Origin of the sequence: Streptomyces tritici, from assembly GCF_048500665.1 — a bacterium.
GTDB classification, from domain to species: domain Bacteria; phylum Actinomycetota; class Actinomycetes; order Streptomycetales; family Streptomycetaceae; genus Streptomyces; species Streptomyces tritici.
Genome location: NZ_CP183183.1, coordinates 4,646,499 through 4,664,445, shown reverse-complemented (window position 1 = coordinate 4,664,445; position 17,947 = coordinate 4,646,499). Strand labels below are relative to the sequence as shown.

Sequence of the window (17,947 nt, the reverse complement as noted above, 5' to 3'; positions counted from 1 at the left end):
GGGGACGGCAGGGCACAGAGGGCGGGCGACGCGCCGAGCGGGACGGCCAGGCGCAGAGGACTGACCCCGCACCGAGCGGGACGGCCGGGCGCAGAGTGCGGGCGGTGACGGCACACCGTCACACAAAAGGGACATAAGGCTTACCGGTTGCTACGTTGCCGACCATGACCGCAACGACGTCGCCGCCCCGGACCCCTCCCGGCGTGCACGTCCCGAAGCGGCGCGGCGTGGAACTCTCGCTCCTGATCGGGGCCGTGCTCCTCTCCGTCTTCGGCTACATGGCCGTCGGCCTGGGGCACCACGGCGCGGTGCCGCCCGACGCCGCCCGGTACGGCGCGGGCCTGGGGCTGCTCGCGCTGCTCGCGCACCTCGCCGTCCGGTTCCGCGCGCCGTTCGCCGATCCGCTGCTGCTGCCGATCGCGGTCCTGCTCAACGGCCTCGGCCTGGTCCTGATCTACCGGCTCGACCTGGAGACGCCCCGCGACCAGGCGGCGCCCACGCAGCTCGTCTGGTCCACGCTGGGCGTGGGCCTGTTCATCGTGGTCGTCGTCCTGCTGCGCGACCACCGCGTCCTCCAGCGGTACGCGTACCTCTCCGTCGCCGCCGCGCTGGCGCTCATGATCGTGCCGATCTTCTTCCCCGCGGTGAACGGGGCGAAGATCTGGATCCGGCTCGGCGGACTGTCGTTCCAGCCCGGCGAGTTCGCGAAGATCCTGCTCGCCGTCTTCTTCGCCGCGTACCTGGCGGCCAACCGCACGGCGCTGGCGTACACCGGCCGCCGCATCTGGCGGCTGCAGCTGCCGGCCGGGCGGGTGCTCGGGCCGATCGTCGCGATCTGGCTGCTGAGCGTCGGCGTGCTGATCCTGGAGCGGGACCTCGGCACCTCGCTGCTCTTCTTCGGACTCTTCGTGATCATGCTGTACGTGGCGACCGGCCGGACCGGATGGATCGCGGTCGGCCTGCTGCTCGCCGGACTCGGGGCGTTCGCGGTCGGCTCGCTCGAACCTCATGTGCACAGCCGCGTGCAGGACTGGCTGGACCCGTTCGCCTCCATCGAGGCCGGGGACGGGCCGGGGCAGCTCGCCCAGTCGCTGTTCGCGTTCGCGGCCGGCGGGCTGCTCGGCACCGGGCTGGGCCTCGGGCACTCGGTGCTCATCGGGTTCGCCGCGAAGTCGGACTTCATCCTCGCGACGGCCGGCGAGGAGCTGGGCCTGGTGGGGCTGACCGCCCTGTTCCTGCTGTACGCGCTGCTCGTCGGGCGCGGGTACCGGGCCGGGCTCGCGCTGCGCGACCCGTTCGGCCGCCTCCTTGCGATCGGGCTCGCGTCGATCCTGGCGCTGCAGGTGTTCGTGATCGCGGGCGGGGTGACCGGGCTGATCCCGCTGACCGGCATGGCGATGCCGTTCCTGGCGCAGGGCGGTTCGTCGGTGGTCACCAACTGGGTGATCGTGGCGCTGCTGATCCGGCTCAGCGACTCGGCGCGGACACCGCTGCCGGAGGCGGCGGAGCCGGGCGTCGTCGCCCCGGTGAGCGGGGACGTGCGGTGAGCGGGGCGAGGAAGGACGGCGTGCCCGGGGCGAGGAAGGACGGCGCGCCCGGCGCACGGGAGGACGGCGTGTCCGGGGCGCGGCAGGACGGCCCGCTGCGCGGCGGCCGGCGCGCGCAGGACCCGCGGGGCGGGCGCTCCATGGTGCCGTACATCCGCCGGGCCGCCGCCCTGCTGCTGGTCCTGCTGGCCGCGCTGCTGGTCAACGCGGCGCGCGTGCAGGTCCTGGAGGCGGGCGAACTGGACGCGAACCCGGGGAACAAGCGGGCGGCGATCAGCCGGTACGCCCAGCCGCGCGGCGCGATCCTGGTGGACGGCCGGCCGGTCACCGGCTCACGGGACAGCGGGGAGCAGCTGCGCTACGAGCGCACGTACCCGAAGGGGCCGGTGTACGCGCCGGTGACCGGGTACTCCTCGCAGACGTACGGCACCACGCTCCTGGAGAACGCGGCGGACTCCGTGCTCGCCGGCACCGACCCGATGCTCGCGCCGCTGCCGTTCTGGAACGACCTGACCCGGGGGCGGGAGCCGGGCGGCGACGCGGTGACGACGATCCGGGCGTCCGTGCAGGAGGCGGCGTACCGGGGGCTCGGCGGGAAGCGGGGCGCGGTGGCGGCGATCGAGCCGTCGAGCGGACGGATCCTGGCGCTGGTGAGCAGCCCCTCGTACGACCCGGGGGTGCTGTCGGGGACGGGCAGGCCGGTGCGTGAGGCGTGGGCGCGGCTGAACGGCTCGCCGAACCAGCCGATGCTGAACCGGGCGATCCGTCAGACGTACCCGCCGGGCTCGACGTTCAAGATCGTGACGGCCGCGGCGGCGCTGGACGCGGGGGTGGTGACGGACGTCGACGCGCCGACGGACACCCCGGAGCCGTACGTGCTGCCGGGCACGCGGACGGTGCTGCCGAACGCGGCGCGGGGCTGCGAGGACGCCTCGCTGGCCGACGCGATCCGCTGGTCGTGCAACACGGTGATGGCGGAACTGGGGGTGCGGGTCGGGCTGCGCGGGATGGTGGAGGCGGCGGAGCGGTTCGGTTTCGGCGATCCGGGGCTGCGGATCCCCTCGGGGGTGGCCGCGTCGACGTTCGACCGGGAGATGAGCGTGGACCAGCTGGCGCTGTCGTCGATCGGTCAGTTCGACACGCGGGCGACGCCGTTGCAGATGGCGATGGTGGCGGCGGCGGTCGCGAACAACGGGGAGATCGCGTACCCGTACCTGCTGGAGCGGACGACGACGGCGGGCGGCCGGACGGTGGAGCGCACCGGCCGCCGCAGCTACCGGCTGGCGATGCGGCCGGGCACGGCGCTGCGGCTGCAGCGGCTGATGGAGGACGTGGTGACGCAGGGCACCGGCACGAACGCGGCGATCCCCGGGGCGCGGGTGGGCGGCAAGACGGGGACCGCGCAGCACGGCGTGGGCAACGCGGGGACGCCGTACGCCTGGTTCATCGCGTTCGCCCAGGCGGACGGCGCCCCGCAGCCGGGCGTGGCGGTCGCCGTGGTCGTGGAGGATGCGGAGGCCCGCCGCACGGAGATCAGCGGCAACGGTCTCGCGGCGCCCATCGCGAAGGCCGTGATGGAGCAGGCCCTGCGCGCCGGGCCCCAGCGCCCCTGAGCAGGGTCAGCCGAGGGGCTTGCGCATCTCGGCGCGGACCTTGGCGGTGGTCTCGGCGACCTTCGCGAGGTCGACCTTCTGCGGGTCCATCAGCGCCGTCTCGGCGGTGACGACGGCCACGAACGAGGCGGTGTTCTCGTCGCCCCAGGCGCACATGGGCAGTGTGGAGGTGATGCCGCCCTCCTTGGTCCGGGTGACCTGGCAGCTGACGGTGACGTCGTGGCCGGCGGGCCGGAAGTCCTTGGCGGGCACGGCGACCGTGGTGTCGGGGTCCTCGGCGGCGCCCTTGAGGATCATGGCGCGGGTGCCGTTCGGGTCCTTCAGCCGGCCGTGGAAGCCGGAGACGACGAGCACGGAGGCGTTCTTGCCCTCGTACTGGGCGATGGCGGCCTTGGCGTCCCGGACGGTCGGGTCCATGGTGTCCTCGACCTCCTTGCCCTCCGTCTTGGAAGTGTCGGCGACCAGCTTGTAGTCGCCGAGCAGCGTCTGCGGCACGGTCAGCCGGTACTTGGCCTCGGGGAAGGACGACTCCACGCCCGCGAACAGGGACCTTCCGAGGAACGCGAGCCCGGCGACGAGCAGCACGCCGACGAGGACGACGCCGCCGACGATCCCGAGGACGAGACCGGTGCGGTTCTTCCTCGGCGGCGGCACCGGCTGCCCGAACGGCGGCTGCGGCTGGCCCCAGGCGCCCTGCGGGCCGCCGTGCGGGCCGCCCTGCGGCGGGCCGTAGGGGCCCGGCTGCGCGGGCTGGGGCCCGCCCGCGTACGGGTTGCCGGGCTGGGGCTGCGGGTTGTACGGCGGGGGCTGCGGCGGCGTGCTCATGCGGGGAACCGTACGGCACCCCACCGGCAGCGGGCCCCGCCGGGGCACGCGCCGCTCCGCAGCGGCCGGCCCGCCGCGGCCCGTTCGGCCCCAGCTCCCGTTCGGCTTCAGTCCCAACTCCCGCCCAGCGGCTCGCGCCGCCGCAGCCACGCGGCCGGCACGCGGTCGACACCGGTCGCCGCGCCGACGATCCCGCCGGTGATCGCACAGGTGGTGTCCACGTCGCCGAGCCCCTCGGCGGTGGCCCAGAGCGCCTCGACCAGATCGCCGGCGTGCCGGACGGCGGTCCAGACGGCGAACGGGACGGTGTCCGCGGCGCGGATCCGCTGCCCGTTGCCGAGCAGGTCGGCGGCGCGCCACGGCGCCGTGTCGAACGGCACCTCCGCGGCGCGCAGGAGCCCGTCGCGCACCTCGCCCTCCGGGGTGAGGGCGGCCAGCCGTGCGAGGCCGAGCTCGCCGCGTACGGACAGGGCGGCGGCCACCGCGACGGCGACGGCGCCCGCGACGCCCTCCGGGTGGGCGTGCGTGACCTCGGCGGACAGCCGGGCCTGCCGGGCCACGAGGTCGAGGTCCGCGGCGAACCACGCGCCCAGCGGAGCGACCCGCATGGCCGCGCCGTTGCCGAGGCTGCCGCCCTCGAAGAGCGTGGGCGCGAGGGTGCGCCAGTCGCCGGGCGCGGGCAGCAGCGCCGGCAGCAGCACGTGCATGCCGTGCCCGTAGCCGCGGCCCGCGTCGGCGTCGTGGGCGAGAGCGAAGCAGGCGGCGAGCCGGTCCTGGTCGATCTCGCCGTGCTCGTCGAGGACGCGCAGCACGGCGAGGGCCATGGCGGTGTCGTCGGTCCAGTGCCAGTCGGGCTCGGCGGGCAGGGTCCGGCTCCGGATCTCGGCGGCGGCGCGCACGGGCTCCCGGAACAGCGGGAACCACCGCTCCCCGAAGGCGTCGCCGAGGCTGAGCCCCTGAATGCTGCGCCGCGCGGCGGCACGGTCTGCGATGCGGATGGCGGTCATGCCGCCATCCTGGTCGACAACGGGCGCCGGGGGCAGGGGATTTCACGTGGGACCGGGCGCCTGGTCGGTCCCGTCACCGCTGGGGCGCCCGCCCGGTCGGCCTCGCCACCGGTGCGCCGGCCGCCCTGTCGCCCCCCGCCCCCTCCGGCACCACGCCGCTACCCCTCCGCCCCCTGGGCGATCGCCTCCGTCACCTCCGCCACGCGCTCGCGCTCCTCCGTCGCGAAGCGTTCGCGGTCGAGGGCCTCGGCGACCTCCTCGTCCTGGGTCATCAGGAGGTCCAGGTTGGAGTCGCCGAGGTCGAAGACGCCCATGTCCAGGTACGCCTTCTGGAGCCGTTCGCCCCACAGGCCGATGTCCTTCACGCAGGGCACGATCCGGCTGAACAGCAGTTTGCGGAACAGGTGCAGGAACTCGTTCCGCTCCGAGTACTCCTCCGCCTCCCGCCGCGGGATGCCGAAGTTCTCCAGCACCTCCACCCCGCGCAGCCGGTCGCGCATCAGGTGGCAGCCCTCGATCACGAACTCCTCGCGCTCGCGCCGCTCCGCGTCCGTGAGCTGCCGGTAGTAGTCCCGCAGCGCCATCCGGCCGAAGGCCACGTGCCGGGCCTCGTCCTGCATCACGTACGCCAGGATCTGCTTCGGCAGCGGCTTGTCGGTGGTGTCGCGGATCATGCCGAAGGCGGCCAGCGCCAGGCCCTCGATCAGCACCTGCATGCCGAGGTACGGCATGTCCCAGCGGGAGTCCCGCAGGGTGTCGCCGAGCAGCGCCTGCAGGTGGTCGTTGATCGGGTAGAGCATGCCGATCTTCTCGTGCAGGAAGCGGGAGTAGATCTCGGCGTGCCGGGCCTCGTCCATGGTCTGCGTCGCGGAGTAGAACTTCGCGTCGAGGTCCGGCACCGACTCCACGATGCGCGCGGCGCAGATCATCGCGCCCTGCTCGCCGTGCAGGAACTGGCTGAACTGCCAGGCGGCGTAGTGCCGGCGCAGCTCGCCCTTGTCCTTCTCCGTCATCCGGGACCAGTGGCGGGTGCCGTGCAGGGTCAGCACGTCGTCGGGGGTGCCGAGCGGGTCGTACGGGTCGACCTCCAGCTCCCAGTCGATGCGCTTCGCGCCGTCCCACTGCTTGTCCTTGCCCTTCTGGTACAGGGCGAGGAGCCGCTCGCGGCCGTCTTCGTACTCCCAGGTGAAGCGGGCCGAGCCGCTCGCCGGCACCGGCCAGACCGGGTCTCCCGGGGCGTTCGCGTACAGGTCGTGCGTCGACACCGACGCCTCCTCACACCGTCGTGACACCGTCGTACGGGGCGGACTGCGAGCAGGCTCACACGGGGTAGACAACGAGTCAACAAGTCGCGCACGAGGGATTGACGGCGGACTTGCTGACGCGCAGTCTCATAAGCGGCGGGGCTGTCACCCCCTCAACTCGACGGCGAGCACAGCGAGGTGCGCACGGGCATGACGACACTCACCGAACGGGACTTCACGCTGCTGCGCGACGCGCTCGGTCCGCTGCGCGACCGCGAGCAGCTCGCCGAGCGGCTGCTCGCCTCGTCGCTCAAGCACTCCTTCGACCCCGAGAAGGAGCTCGACTGGGACGCGCCCTTCGAGGACGGCAAGTGGTTCTGGCCGCCGGAGCTGGTGTCCCTCTACGACACGCCCCTGTGGCGGCGGATGGGCGAGGAGCAGCGGCAGGACCTGGCGCGCCACGAGGCGGCGTCGCTGGCCTCGCTGGGCATCTGGTTCGAGATCATCCTGATGCAGCTGCTCGTCCGGCACATCTACGACAAGTCGCTGACGAGCCATCACGTGCGCTATGCGCTCACCGAGATCGCGGACGAGTGCCGGCACTCGATGATGTTCGCGAAGCTGATCCGCAAGGGCGGCACCCCGGACTACCCGGTGCCGCGGATCTACCACAACCTCGCGCGCATCCTGAAGACCGTCTCCACCACCCCCGGCTCCTTCGCCGCGACCCTGCTCGGCGAGGAGATCCTCGACTGGATGCAGCGGCTGACCTTCCCGGACGAGCGCGTGCAGACCCTGGTCCGCGGGGTCACCCGCATCCACGTGGTCGAGGAGGCGCGGCACGTCCGGTACGCCCGCGAGGAGCTGCGCCGCCAGATGGTGACCGCGCCCCGCTGGGAGCAGGAGTTCACCCGGCTCAGCTGCGGGGAGGCGGCCCGGGTCTTCTCGGTCTGCTTCGTCAACCCGAAGGTGTACGAGAACGTGGGCCTCGACCGCCGGGAGGCCGTCGCCCAGGTCCGGGCGAGCGGCCACCGCCGCGAGGTGATGCAGACCGGCGCGAAGCGGCTGACGGACTTCCTGGACGACATCGGCGTGCTGCGGGGACCGGGGCGGGCCCTGTGGCGGTCCTCGGGGCTGCTGGCGTAGGCGACGGGCGGCGGGCGCGCCGGCGAGGGCCGCGGGCCCCGGGGGCAACGCCGGGCGGCCGGCGCGATGCCGGGGCCCGGGGCCCGGGGCGGGGCGGCCGGGGCCGGGCGGCCGAGGGCCGGTGCCGGGCGGAACGTGGTCCGGGGTTCATATGCCCGGGTTACGCTGCGTGGCATGACCAGTGCCGCCTCGCCCGCGTACCGCAGGCTCAGCGTCGAAGAGCGCCGGGCCCAGCTGCTCGGCGCGGCCCTCACGCTCTTCGCGCACCGCAGCCCGGACGAGGTGTCGCTCGACGACGTCGCCGAGACCGCCGGAGTCTCGCGGCCGCTCGTGTACCGCTACTTCCCCGGAGGCAAGCAGCAGCTGTACGAGGCCGCCCTGCGCTCCGCCGCCGACCAGCTGGAGGACTGCTTCGGCGAGCCGGCCGACGGCCCGCCGACCGAGCGGCTCGCCCGGGTCCTCGACCGGTACCTCGCCTTCGTCGACCAGCACGACGCCGGTTTCAGCGCGCTGCTGCGCGGTGGCAGCGTCGTCGAGACCTCCCGCACCTCCGCCATCGTCGACGAGGTGCGGCGGTCCGCCGCCGAGCAGATCCAGCGGCACCTCGGGGTGACCGAGCCAGGGCCCCGGCTGCGCATGATGATCCGGACCTGGATCGCCTCCGTCGAGGCCGCCTCGCTGATCTGGCTCGACCAGGACAAGCAGCCGCCCGTCGGGGAGCTGCGCGACTGGCTGGTCGACCATCTCGTCGCCCTGCTCACCGCCACGGCGGCCACCGACCCCGAGACCGCGGGGGCCGTCGAGACGCTGCTGGCGCAGGAGACCTCGTCCGGCCCGGTGGCGACGCTGGCCCGCCGGGTGATCCCCGTGGTCGGGCAGGCCGCGCACCTGCTGTCCGACGACACCGGCCCGCACGGGTCCGGGTGACACTGGTCCCGTGCGAAGCGAGAACACCCCCTTTCACGGCGGCCCGCTGGACGGCGAGGTCCTCCCGGTCCTCGTCGGCCCCACCGGCCACCCCCCGAAGTGGTACGAGGTGCCGGTGCCGGACGACGCCGGCGGCCCGCCCACCGTGTACGCGTACCGCCGCGAACCGGCCGGGCACACCAAGCGGCTCGGCATCCAGCGCGGCTGGAAGTACGTGTACGCCCCCGAGGGCCGCGAACCCCTCAAGTGGCCCTGGTCGAAGCCGCCGCGGCCGGTCGACTGATGGGGTGAGGGCGTTGGGCCGATCCGCCCACCCGTGAGGTGACCCGATCACCTCCCCCGCATCATCGCGGTGGAGGTGATGACATGTCAGGGAAGCTGCTGCGCACGGTCTGTACGGGGATGCTCGCCGCCGCCACGGCCCTCGCCCCGACGCCGGTCGCGACCGCCGACGACCCCGCCGACCCGCCGGCGGCGGGCGTCACGGGCGCCGCCTCCGACGACGCGGACGAGGACGGCACGGAGACGCCGGTCGGCCCGGAGGACGTGCCGGAGGAGTCGCCGGGCGGAACCCCGCAGGACGAGACGGACACGCCCGTCGGCGACCCCACCCTCCCCGAGGACTCGGAGGATTCGGAGGGTTCGGAGGAAACCGCGGACTCCGCGGACCCCGCCGACTCCGACCTCCCCGGCACCGCCGACGCCTCCGAGCTCCCCGACCCGCTCGATCCCCTCGACCCGTCCGCCCTCTCCCCCGGCGCGCCCTCCTCCCTCTCCCAGCTGCTCACCCGGCTCCGTACGCTCTACCAGGAGGCCGAGGAGGCCACCGAGACCTACAACGCGACCGCCGAACAGCTCAGGACCAGGACCGCCGAGACCAAGGCGGTGACCGCGCGGCTCACCGCCGCCCGGACCGCGCTCGCCCGGAGCCGCGACGAGGCCGGGCGGCTGGCGCGGGAGCAGTACCGGGGCAGCAGCGAATTGTCCGCGTACCTGCGGCTGCTGCTGGCCCGCCGTCCGCAGCAGGCCCTGGACGAGGGGCATCTGATGGAGCGGGCGGCGAGCGACCGCGCCGCGACGATCGCCCGGCTCTCGGGCGGCGAGAAGCGGGCGGACGCGCTGGCGACCGCCTCCCGCCGGGCGCTGGACCGGCAGCAGGTGCTGGCGGCACGGCAGAAGAAGGCGCGGGACGCCGTGGAGGCGAAGCTGAAGGAGGTCCAGGGGCTGCTGGCGGGGCTCTCCCCCGAGGAGCTGTCCGCCCTGTCGGACCTGGAGCGCCGGGGCGCGGCGGGCGCCCAGCGCGAACTGCTGGACTCCGGGGTGCTGGACGGTACGCGCACCCCGTCACGGGAGGGCGGCGAGGCGCTGCGGTTCGCGGTCGGCCAGATCGGCAAACCGTACGAGTGGGGCGCGGAGGGACCGGAGGCGTACGACTGCTCGGGTCTGACCCGGCAGGCGTGGGCGAGCGCCGGGCGGGAGCTGCCGCGCACCAGCCAGGAGCAGTGGCGGACCCTGCCGAAGGTGCCGCTGCGCGCACTGCGGCCCGGCGACCTGGTCGTCTACCACCCGGGCGCCACCCACGTGGCGATCTACCTCGGCGAGGGCCTGGTGGTGCACGCCCCGCGCCCCGGCGGCAAGGTCAAGGTCTCCCCGATCGCCGCGAACCCCCTCCTCGGCGCGGTCCGCCCGGACCCCGCCGGCACCGCGCTCCCCTCCTACACCCCGCCCGCTCTCCCGGAGGGCGCCCGGGACGGCACGGACGAGGGCTACGATCCCGCCTGACTTTGCGCTTTCCGTCGCGGACCACTTTGCTTTCCGTCGCGGACCACGTGTGTGGCTCGAAGTCTGCAAGATGTCGGGCACGACGAAGGTCGCGTGCCACTACGGTTCCGAGGGATGGGCATAACGGCGTTTTGGCCGGCGTCAGCGGGCCGTCCCGCTGACGCCGGCGCTCCCTCGGGCCCGGGTCGGCGAGCCGTCAGGCGCCGGACACCGAGGCCAGGTACGCGCCCGTCTTGTCCGGGTCGTAGAAGAAGTTCTCGAAGTCGGCCGGGTCGTTGAAGCCGTTGGCGAAACGGTCGGCGACCGGCTGGAGCCGGCCCGCCGCGCCGATCAGGTTGAGGACGTGCTCCGGCGGGACGCCCAGCATCGCGTTCGTCCACTTCGTGACGTGCTGCGCGGTGTCCCAGTAGCGGTCGAAGGTCGCCTGCATCCAGTCCTCGTCGAACGGCTTGTCGCCGTGCTCGACGATGGAGGCGAGGTACGCGGCAGCGCACTTGGACGCCGAGTTGGAGCCCTGGCCGGTGATCGGGTCGTTGGCCACGACCACGTCGGCGACGCCGAGCACCAGGCCGCCGCCGGGCAGCCGGCCGATCGGCTTGCGGACGGTGGGGGCGTAGCGGCCGGCGAGGGTGCCGTTGGCGTCGGTCAGCTCGACCTTCGTGGCCCGCGCGTACTCCCAGGGCGTGTACTTCTCCATCAGCTCCAGCGTGAGCGACAGGTGCTCCGCCGGGTCCTTGACGCCCTGGAACACGTCGAGCGGGCCGCCGGGTATGCCCTCCCAGAAGAGGATGTCGGCGCGGCCGGAGGTGGTGAGGGTCGGCATCACGAACAGTTCGCCGACGCCCGGCACCAGGTTGCAGCGGACCGCGTCGTAGTCGGGGTGCTCGGGGCGCGGGCCGAGGCCGTGCACGTACGCGACGGCCAGCGCGCGCTGCGGCTCGCTGTACGGGGAACGGGCGGCGTCGCGCTCGAACATGGAGACGAGCTCGCCCTTGCCCGCGGAGACCAGCACGAGGTCGTACGTGCGGGAGAAGTAGTCCAGGTCGGAGACGGCCGCGCCGTGGATGACGAGCTGGCCGCCGCGCTGGGCGAAGGTCTCCATCCAGCCGGCCATCTTCACGCGCTGGTCGACGGACTGGGCGTAGCCGTCGAGCTTGCCGACCCAGTCGATGACGCGCTGGGACTCCGGCCCGGCGACGGAGACGCCGAGGCCCTTGATCTGGGGGGCCTGGGACTCCCAGAAGTTGATGCCGAGGTCGCGCTCGTGCTGGAGCGCGGTGTCGAACATGCACTGGGTGGACATGACCCGGCCGGACCGGATCTCGTCCGCCGTGCGGTTGGACATGAGGGTGACCTCGTAACCCTGCGACTGGAGGCCGAGGGCGAGCTGGAGACCGGACTGACCGGCTCCGACGACGAGTATCTTCCGCATGGCTACAGTCTCCTAGGCGATGCGTGCGGGGTGGGACGGGGAGCGGCAGCGTACTGCGGCTATTGCTCTTCGGGGGTGGCTTCCAGAGCCTGGCCCACCATGGTGAGCAGGGTCTCGACGACGCTGTACCGCTTGCGGGCGTCCATGATCACCACGGGCACGTGCGGCGGGACGGTCAGCGCCTCCCGCACGTCCTCGGCCTCGAACAGCTCGGTGCCCTCGAAGTGGTTGACGGCCACGATGTACGGCAGTCCGCAGCTCTCGAAGTAGTCGAGGGCGGGGAAGCAGTCGGTGAGCCGGCGCGTGTCCGCGAGCACGACCGCGCCGATCGCGCCGCGCACGAGGTCGTCCCACATGAACCAGAACCGCTGCTGGCCGGGCGTGCCGAAGAGGTACAGGACGAGGTCGTCGTCCAGCGTGATCCGGCCGAAGTCCATGGCCACGGTCGTGGTCAGCTTGCCGGGCGTGGCGGAGAGGTCGTCCGTCCCCTCGCTCGCCTGCGTCATCAGCGCCTCGGTCTGCAGCGGAGTGATCTCCGAGACGGACCGGACGAAGGTCGTCTTGCCCACGCCGAAGCCGCCCGCGACCACGATCTTCGTGGCGATGGGCGCGCGGGTGTGGTCCAGCTGCCAGTCGCGGGCGCCGTCCTCGGCGCCGGGGACGGAAGCGGACGGGGCGTCGGGCTGCGCGGGGATCCCGGCCGTCAGGACCGGTTCGGCGGTGACGTCAGAGACGACGGAGTCCACTCAGCACCCTTTCGAGGAGCGCGCGGTCGGGCTGGCCGGTGCCGTGACCGGTCCCGTACACACGGATCTTTCCCTGGTCGGCCAAGTCGCTGAGCAGCACTCGGACGACACCCAATGGCATCTTGAGGAGGGCCGAGATCTCCGCGACGGTACGCATCCGGCGGCAGAGCTCGACGATGGCGCGCAGCTCCGGCATGAGACGGGCGCCGATCCCGCCGTTGCCGAGTTCCTTGCGCGGCCCGGGGGCTTCGAGCGCGGCGACGAAGGTCTCCACGAGCAGGACGTGACCGAAGCGGGTGCGGCCGCCGGTGAGGGAGTACGGCCGGACCCGCGCGGGCCGGCGCCCGTCTCCTCGTACCGGCAGCCTTCGGGGATGCGGGAGGGACGCGGAGGTCACTGGGCGCTCTCCATCGATTTGCGCAGCTCGCTGCGGAGTTCGGGGGTGAGGACGTGTCCGGCGCGGCCGACGAAGAGCGCCATGTGGTACGCGACGACGCTCATGTCGCAGTCGGGCTCGGCGTGCACGCCGAGCAGGGAGCCGTCGCTGATGGACATGACGAAGACGCTGCCCTCGTCCATGTTCACCATCGTCTGCTTGACGCCGCCGCCGTCCATCAGCTGGGCGGCGCCGATGGTGAGGCTGGCGATGCCCGAGACGATGGTGGCGAGGTCGGCGCTGGAGCCGCGCGGGCCGCCGCTCGGGGCGGGTCCGGCGGTGGGGGCCTTCAGGGCCGGGTCGGAGGAGAGCAGCAGCAGCCCGTCGGACGAGACGACGGCGACGGAGCGGAGCCCTGGCACCTCCTCGACGAGGTTGCCCAGGAGCCACTGCAGATTGCGGGCCTCCGTGCTCAGTCCGAATGTTCCGGTCGCAGTCAACTGCGTGCCTCCTCGACTGTCTCCCCCGTCGACTCCTCTGTGCTGCCTGCGTGGTGCGACCCGGTGCGCACGTCGTCGGGCGCGCCGAGTTCCGCCGCGGCGTCGCGGCGGCCCTCCTGGGCGCCCCGGTGGAAGCCGCCGAGCCGGGCGCGCAGCGCCTCGGCGTCGATGCCTCCGGCGGGGCGCGGGGCGGGCACGTCGGCCGGCGTGACGATCCGGGGGGTGCGCTTGGGCAGCCCCTTGTCGGTCAGCCGGGGTACGTCCTCGTGGCCGGGCTCGGGAGCCCGCTCATGGGCGTCGGGGCCGATGGCGTAGGGGTTGGGGGTGTCCGCGGGCTCGGCGGGACGCGTCGCCTCACGTACGGCCTCGGGCCGGGGCTCGGGGATGGCGGGCGCCTCGGGGGCGGCGGCGCGGGCCGGCTCGGTGTCCCGGGTGGGCTCGGGGGCGTGGGCCGGCTCGGTGTCCGAGGCCGGTTCCTCTTCCGGGCCGAGCGGGAGGCGGACCTGAAGCGTGGTCTCGGCCGGGGACGGGGTGGGGACGCCGACGGCGTCCGTGACGGCCGTGGCTTCCGTGGCCTCCGTGTCGGCCGGGGCGCCGGTGGCGGCGGGGGCCTCCGTGACGGCCGTGTCGCTCGGGGCGTCGGTGGCCGTGGGGGCCTCCGTGGCGACCTCGTCCTCGGCCTCGTCCTCGGCAGTCGGCGCCTCGGCCTCCGGTACGGCGGAGTCCGCGGGCTCGGCCTCGGCGGGCTCCGCGGGCTCGCCCGCCTCTGCCGCCGTCTTCTCCGCCAGCGCGATGAGCGGGTCGCGGGTGCGCCCGGGCAGGGTGTTGGAGTTGGCCTCGGCCACCGAGCCCGGCAGGTTGATCGCGGGGGCCGGACCGCCGGCGACCGGGACCGCCGGCGGGGCCGCGGCCGGCGGGGCCTCCGGGAGCAGCGGGAGCGGCAGGACGACGACCGCCGCCACACCGCCCTGCTTCTGCTCCCGCAGGGTCACACGGACGCCGAGCCGCGCCGCGAGCAGCGCGGTGACGCGGATGCCCAGGCCCTCGCCCTCCAGGTCCGCGTCGCCGTCCTGCTCGGGCTCCGCGAGCCGGGCGTTCAGCTCGGCGAGCCGGCTCTCGGTCATGCCGATGCCCTCGTCCTGGACGGAGAGCATGACCTCGCCGGTCTCCAGGAGCCAGCCGGAGAGCTGGACCTGGGCGTCCGGCGGGGAGAACGAGGTGGCGTTCTCCAGGAGTTCGGCGATCAGGTGGCTCAGGTCGTCCGCGGCGAAGCCGGCGATCTGGGCGTGCGGCGGCAGGGACTGGATGGCGACCCGCTCGTACCGCTCGATCTCGCTGACCGCCGCGCGCAGCACGTCGACCAGCGGGACCGGGCCGGGGTGGCCGTGGATGTGCTCGTGGCCGGCGAGCACGAGGAGGTTCTCGCTGTGCCGGCGCATGACCGTGGCCATGTGGTCGAGCTTGAACAGCGTGGCGAGCCGGTCCGGGTCCTGCTCGCGCTCCTCCAGCTTCTCGATGACGCCGAGCTGGCGTTCGACGAGCCCGAGGGTGCGCAGCGAGAGGTTGACGAAGGTGTGGCGGACGGTGTGCCGCAGCTGCTCCAGCTCGGCGGTGAGCCGGGCGGTCTGCTCCTGGAGCTCGGCCCGCTGGGCGGTGAACTCCGCGGCGAGGGCCTCGCGGGCGCCGGCGAGGCCGACCCGGTCCTCGTCGAGCCGCGTGACCTCTCCGGCGAGGCCGGCCAGCCGGTGCTGCAGCGTGTTGAGGGACCGTACGACCTGGGCGAACTCGTCGTTGCGCCCGGTGAAGCGCACCGGCTCCTCGGTCTGCGGCTCCTCCGCGCCGGCGAGCCGGGCGGCGCCGATGCGCAGCACGGCGAGCGGGCGGGTGAGCGTGCGGGCGACGGCGGCGGAGACGCCGACGGCGAGCAGCAGACAGCCGCCGAGGTAGCCGATGCCGAGTTCGAGGGAGGTGAACGCGTCGTCGCGGACGGTCTCCAGGCGCTCGACCTGGGCGGTGGCGAGCGCGGACTCCACGCCGCGCATCTGCTCGATGCGGGCGGAGAGCGCGGCGTCGAGCCGGGCCGGGTCGGTGCGCTTCTCGGCGCGGCTGAGCTCGGGCTCGTCCGTGAGCTTGGTGAGGAGCGCCTCGGCCTGCTTGACCTCGGGTCCGGTGACGGTGGAGGCGAGGGAGTCGCGGGCGGTCGCGGTGGCGGCCTGGTCGAAGTCGGCGAGCGCGGCGAGTTCGCGGACCCGGGCCTGCTGGGCGGCGCCGCTGAGGGCGGTGCGGGCGGCCTCGGCGTCGGCGGCCCCCTCGTCCTCGTCCGGGACCATCGTGCCGGTGATGGGGTCGTAGTGGCTGCCGCCGCCCTTGGGCTCGGGCACGGCGAGCGCGCCGAGCAGCAGCGCGCGGGTGGCGGAGGCCTGTTCGACGGCGCGGCCGAGGGCGGCGGGGGCGCGGGTGGCCTCGGCGATCTCCGGCGGGGTGCGCTCGGCGAGCCGCTCGGCGAGGGCCTGGAGCTTGGTGATGACGTCCGTGTACGCCTTGAAGGTCTCCAGGGCGGTGCCCTCACCGGTGAGGGCGGCGCGGCGTACGGAGGGGACGGTGGCGAGCTCGCGACGGAGGTCGGCGGGGGCGTCGGCGCGGATCTCGTCGATCTGCCGGTCGACGCGGGCGGAGCGGGCCGGGGTGATCTTCCGCTTCTTCTTGGCGGGGCCGCGCTGGTCGTCGCGTCCGGCGGCGACGTACGCGACGACCTCGTCGCGCTCGTCGGCGAGGGAGTGGGCGAGGGTGACGGCCTGCCGGTCGAGCGCGGCGAGGTCGACGAGGGACTGGGCGTCCTTGAGTTCGGTGGAGGCGCCGAGGACGGCGGGCGCGCCCGCGGCGAGCACGGTCAGCGAGACGAGGGCGACACCGCCGACGAGACGGGTGCGCACGCGGGCGGGACGCTTGCCCGGCACGACGTCGTCGCCGCCCGGCCGCGTCTGCGCGGCGCCCGGGCTCTGCGGGTCACCGGGGGTCTCCACGCGCGTGCCGTTCTTGCTCCCAGGCCGCTTCTTCTGCACCGGTGCTCGCATTCTTGACTCGTCCGCCCATGAAGCAGAGGTGACGACCGGTCACACTGCAGAACGCCCCCACCCCTGGTACGGCTTCCGACCATTCCAGTGGTTTTGGGAGGGGGGCGCGCATCGGCCACTCCGCCACCCGAACGAGTGAACAACACTCCCAAGGGGCCGAACAACTCCCCCCGTTACGGATCGGAGTCCGTTTCCGGGCGCCGGTTGGATCTTCCGGGCGGGCTTTGGCAGGATGCGCGCCCGCAGTTCCCCGGACGTTCCGCTTCCGTCTTCCCGGGCCCTGTCCGCGGCTCCGTTCAGGCCGATTCCGGCTTTCGGGAGGCGCTGTGAAGGAGTCATGCAGACCGGTCCGCGGGACGGCAGACTGGGATCATGCGCACCGAACTCGTCTCCGTGCCCGGCAGCCCCGAACGCCCCAACGAGGACTGGGCGGCCGCCGTTCTCCCTGCGGCGGGAGCGGGTGGCACGGTGGCGGTCCTGGACGGGGTGACCCCGCCGACCGGAGCGGTGGGTTGTGTGCACACGGTGCCGTGGTTCACGGCGCGACTCGGGGGCGCGCTGACCGAACTGTCCGGTTCACGACGGGACATGACCCTGACGGAGATCCTGTCCTCTGCCATCGAGCGCACCGCAAACGCCCACCGCGACACGTGTGACCTTTCTCACGTCCGTACGCCGCAGGCGACGGTGGCCCTGGCCCGGTGGGACGAGGAGACGGTCGAGTACCTGGTGCTGTCGGACGCGGTGCTGCTCCTGCAGTCCCCCTCGGGCGCGGTGACGGCGGTCCGCGACGACCGGCTGGACCGGGTGCCGCGCGAGATCCTGCGCTCCCACGAGGCGACCGACCGGCTGCGCAACCGGGAGGGCGGTTTCTTCACGGCGGCGGCGGACCCCGCGGTCGCGCGGCGCGCGGTCACCGGGACGACGCCGAGGGCGCGGGTGCGGGCGCTGGCGGCGCTCACCGACGGGGCGGCCCGCTGGGTGGAGCTGTTCGGGGCCGGCGACTGGGCGGACTGCTGCGCGCTGCTCGCGAAGGAGGGGCCGCGGGGGCTGGTGGACCGGGTGCGGGCCCGGGAGGCCGCGGACGGCGAGGCCGGGGGCGTACGGCGCTGGAAGCTCCACGACGACGCGACGGCGGTGTACGCGGAGCTGTAGGCGCCCGCCCCGGCGGCGGTCAGTCGCTCGCGGCGCGGGTGTTGAGCTGGTGCAGCAGGCGGGCGAGTTCGGCGACCTCGCCGCGGTCCCAGTCGGCGAGCTTGCGGACGTACCGCTCGCGCCGGGCGTCGCGGACGCTGCGGAAGCGGGCCCGGCCCTCGTCGGTGAGCCGGACGAGCCAGGCGCGGCCGTCGGCCGGGTCGGGGTCGCGGGCGATCAGCCCGAGGTCGTCCAGGGCGCGCAGCTGGCGGCTCATGGTCGCCTTGCCGACGCCGATGTACGCGGCGAGTTCGGTGGCGCGCTGCGGGCCGGCCTCGTCGAGCCGGACGAGCAGTCCGTAGGCGGCGGGCTCCAGCTCGGGGTGGACCTCGCGGGCCATCTCGCCGGAGGAGGCGCGGGCGCGGCGCAGGAACACGGACAATTCCCGTTCGAGGGCCAGGAATTCCTGGTCCACGCCATTCCCGGCCGTGGGATCGGCTTCACTCCCCGTACCGCTTCCGTGCACGTCAGCACCCCTCGCGCGCTTTCCGATCGCTGAAAGTTTCCTTCGCGCCGCGGACAACGCCGCAGCTC

General features: G+C 73.9%; 16 protein-coding genes. 7 read left to right on the top strand and 9 right to left on the bottom strand.

Annotated features, from left to right (window positions below; translation table 11 throughout):
- The first annotated feature begins 164 nt into the window (after positions 1-164).
- Together ACNJ93_RS21825 and ACNJ93_RS21820 are read left to right on the top strand one after the other, a co-directional pair.
- The gene (locus tag ACNJ93_RS21825; protein ID WP_418959107.1) at positions 165-1,547 is read left to right on the top strand and encodes an FtsW/RodA/SpoVE family cell cycle protein; all 1,383 of its coding nucleotides are present in this window, start codon (positions 165-167) and stop codon (positions 1,545-1,547) included.
- A gap of 140 nt (positions 1,548-1,687) precedes the next feature.
- Positions 1,688-3,160 (top strand): penicillin-binding transpeptidase domain-containing protein, encoded by a 1,473-nt coding sequence (locus ACNJ93_RS21820; RefSeq protein ID WP_418961486.1) that lies wholly within the window; start codon positions 1,688-1,690, stop codon positions 3,158-3,160.
- Between the two features lie 6 nt (positions 3,161-3,166).
- On the opposite strand, the gene ACNJ93_RS21815 is transcribed toward ACNJ93_RS21820, so the two are convergent.
- The 3 genes from ACNJ93_RS21815 to ACNJ93_RS21805 form a co-directional block, all read right to left on the bottom strand.
- Entirely contained in the window at positions 3,167-3,985 is an 819-nt protein-coding gene (locus ACNJ93_RS21815) for a hypothetical protein (RefSeq protein ID WP_418959106.1), read from the bottom strand.
- Positions 3,986-4,092: 107 nt separating this feature from the next.
- Positions 4,093-4,992, bottom strand: a complete 900-nt coding sequence (locus ACNJ93_RS21810) for an ADP-ribosylglycohydrolase family protein (RefSeq protein WP_418959105.1) — start codon at positions 4,990-4,992, stop codon at positions 4,093-4,095.
- A gap of 158 nt (positions 4,993-5,150) precedes the next feature.
- A complete protein-coding gene (locus ACNJ93_RS21805) occupies positions 5,151-6,257 on the bottom strand; it encodes a ferritin-like domain-containing protein (protein ID WP_418959104.1) in 1,107 nt (368 codons plus the stop codon).
- A gap of 189 nt (positions 6,258-6,446) precedes the next feature.
- Here ACNJ93_RS21805 and ACNJ93_RS21800 point away from each other — a divergent pair, with 189 nt between their 5' ends.
- From ACNJ93_RS21800 to ACNJ93_RS21785, 4 genes are all read left to right on the top strand, one after another.
- Entirely contained in the window at positions 6,447-7,382 is a 936-nt protein-coding gene (locus ACNJ93_RS21800; RefSeq protein WP_418959103.1) for an AurF N-oxygenase family protein, read from the top strand.
- A 174-nt stretch (positions 7,383-7,556) separates the two neighbouring features.
- Complete coding sequence (locus ACNJ93_RS21795) at positions 7,557-8,309, top strand: TetR/AcrR family transcriptional regulator (protein WP_418959102.1); 753 nt, start codon at positions 7,557-7,559, stop codon at positions 8,307-8,309.
- 10 nt (positions 8,310-8,319) lie between these two features.
- Entirely contained in the window at positions 8,320-8,592 is a 273-nt protein-coding gene (locus tag ACNJ93_RS21790) for a hypothetical protein (RefSeq protein ID WP_418959101.1), read from the top strand.
- A gap of 83 nt (positions 8,593-8,675) precedes the next feature.
- Complete coding sequence (locus tag ACNJ93_RS21785; RefSeq protein ID WP_418959100.1) at positions 8,676-10,091, top strand: NlpC/P60 family protein; 1,416 nt, start codon at positions 8,676-8,678, stop codon at positions 10,089-10,091.
- A gap of 196 nt (positions 10,092-10,287) precedes the next feature.
- Here the strand turns inward: ACNJ93_RS21785 and ACNJ93_RS21780 are convergent, their stop codons facing one another.
- From ACNJ93_RS21780 to ACNJ93_RS21760, 5 genes are read right to left on the bottom strand one after another with little or no spacing between them, the layout of a single operon-like run.
- Positions 10,288-11,523, bottom strand: a complete 1,236-nt coding sequence (locus ACNJ93_RS21780) for a styrene monooxygenase/indole monooxygenase family protein (protein ID WP_418959099.1) — start codon at positions 11,521-11,523, stop codon at positions 10,288-10,290.
- Positions 11,524-11,582: 59 nt separating this feature from the next.
- Positions 11,583-12,269, bottom strand: a complete 687-nt coding sequence (locus ACNJ93_RS21775) for a GTP-binding protein (RefSeq protein WP_418959098.1) — start codon at positions 12,267-12,269, stop codon at positions 11,583-11,585.
- A complete protein-coding gene (locus ACNJ93_RS21770) occupies positions 12,250-12,666 on the bottom strand; it encodes a DUF742 domain-containing protein (protein WP_418959097.1) in 417 nt (138 codons plus the stop codon). Before ACNJ93_RS21770 ends, ACNJ93_RS21775 begins: the two co-directional genes overlap by 20 nt.
- A complete protein-coding gene (locus ACNJ93_RS21765) occupies positions 12,663-13,145 on the bottom strand; it encodes a roadblock/LC7 domain-containing protein (RefSeq protein ID WP_418959096.1) in 483 nt (160 codons plus the stop codon). The genes ACNJ93_RS21770 and ACNJ93_RS21765 overlap by 4 nt, the downstream gene beginning before the upstream one ends.
- Positions 13,142-16,219 (bottom strand): nitrate- and nitrite sensing domain-containing protein, encoded by a 3,078-nt coding sequence (locus ACNJ93_RS21760; protein ID WP_418959095.1) that lies wholly within the window; start codon positions 16,217-16,219, stop codon positions 13,142-13,144. Before ACNJ93_RS21760 ends, ACNJ93_RS21765 begins: the two co-directional genes overlap by 4 nt.
- A gap of 372 nt (positions 16,220-16,591) precedes the next feature.
- On the opposite strand from ACNJ93_RS21760, the gene ACNJ93_RS21755 reads away from it, so the two are divergent.
- Entirely contained in the window at positions 16,592-17,374 is a 783-nt protein-coding gene (locus ACNJ93_RS21755) for a hypothetical protein (RefSeq protein ID WP_418959094.1), read from the top strand.
- Positions 17,375-17,393: 19 nt separating this feature from the next.
- Here ACNJ93_RS21755 and ACNJ93_RS21750 read toward each other — a convergent pair whose 3' ends face one another.
- Complete coding sequence (locus ACNJ93_RS21750) at positions 17,394-17,879, bottom strand: MarR family winged helix-turn-helix transcriptional regulator (RefSeq protein WP_418959093.1); 486 nt, start codon at positions 17,877-17,879, stop codon at positions 17,394-17,396.
- Positions 17,880-17,947: the final 68 nt, after the last annotated feature.

What these genes read in the sequence shown, in the direction of transcription:
- ACNJ93_RS21810 (WP_418959105.1), bottom strand. Translation starts at nt 4,992, where the DNA reads ATGACCGCCATCCGCATCGCAGACCGTGCCGCCGCGCGGCGCAGCATT.
- ACNJ93_RS21820 (WP_418961486.1), top strand. Translation starts at nt 1,688, where the DNA reads ATGGTGCCGTACATCCGCCGGGCCGCCGCCCTGCTGCTGGTCCTGCTG.
- ACNJ93_RS21800 (WP_418959103.1), top strand. Translation starts at nt 6,447, where the DNA reads ATGACGACACTCACCGAACGGGACTTCACGCTGCTGCGCGACGCGCTC.
- ACNJ93_RS21815 (WP_418959106.1), bottom strand. Translation starts at nt 3,985, where the DNA reads ATGAGCACGCCGCCGCAGCCCCCGCCGTACAACCCGCAGCCCCAGCCC.
- ACNJ93_RS21795 (WP_418959102.1), top strand. Translation starts at nt 7,557, where the DNA reads ATGACCAGTGCCGCCTCGCCCGCGTACCGCAGGCTCAGCGTCGAAGAG.
- ACNJ93_RS21780 (WP_418959099.1), bottom strand. Translation starts at nt 11,523, where the DNA reads ATGCGGAAGATACTCGTCGTCGGAGCCGGTCAGTCCGGTCTCCAGCTC.
- ACNJ93_RS21760 (WP_418959095.1), bottom strand. Translation starts at nt 16,219, where the DNA reads ATGCGAGCACCGGTGCAGAAGAAGCGGCCTGGGAGCAAGAACGGCACG.
- ACNJ93_RS21785 (WP_418959100.1), top strand. Translation starts at nt 8,676, where the DNA reads ATGTCAGGGAAGCTGCTGCGCACGGTCTGTACGGGGATGCTCGCCGCC.
- ACNJ93_RS21755 (WP_418959094.1), top strand. Translation starts at nt 16,592, where the DNA reads ATGCGCACCGAACTCGTCTCCGTGCCCGGCAGCCCCGAACGCCCCAAC.
- ACNJ93_RS21825 (WP_418959107.1), top strand. Translation starts at nt 165, where the DNA reads ATGACCGCAACGACGTCGCCGCCCCGGACCCCTCCCGGCGTGCACGTC.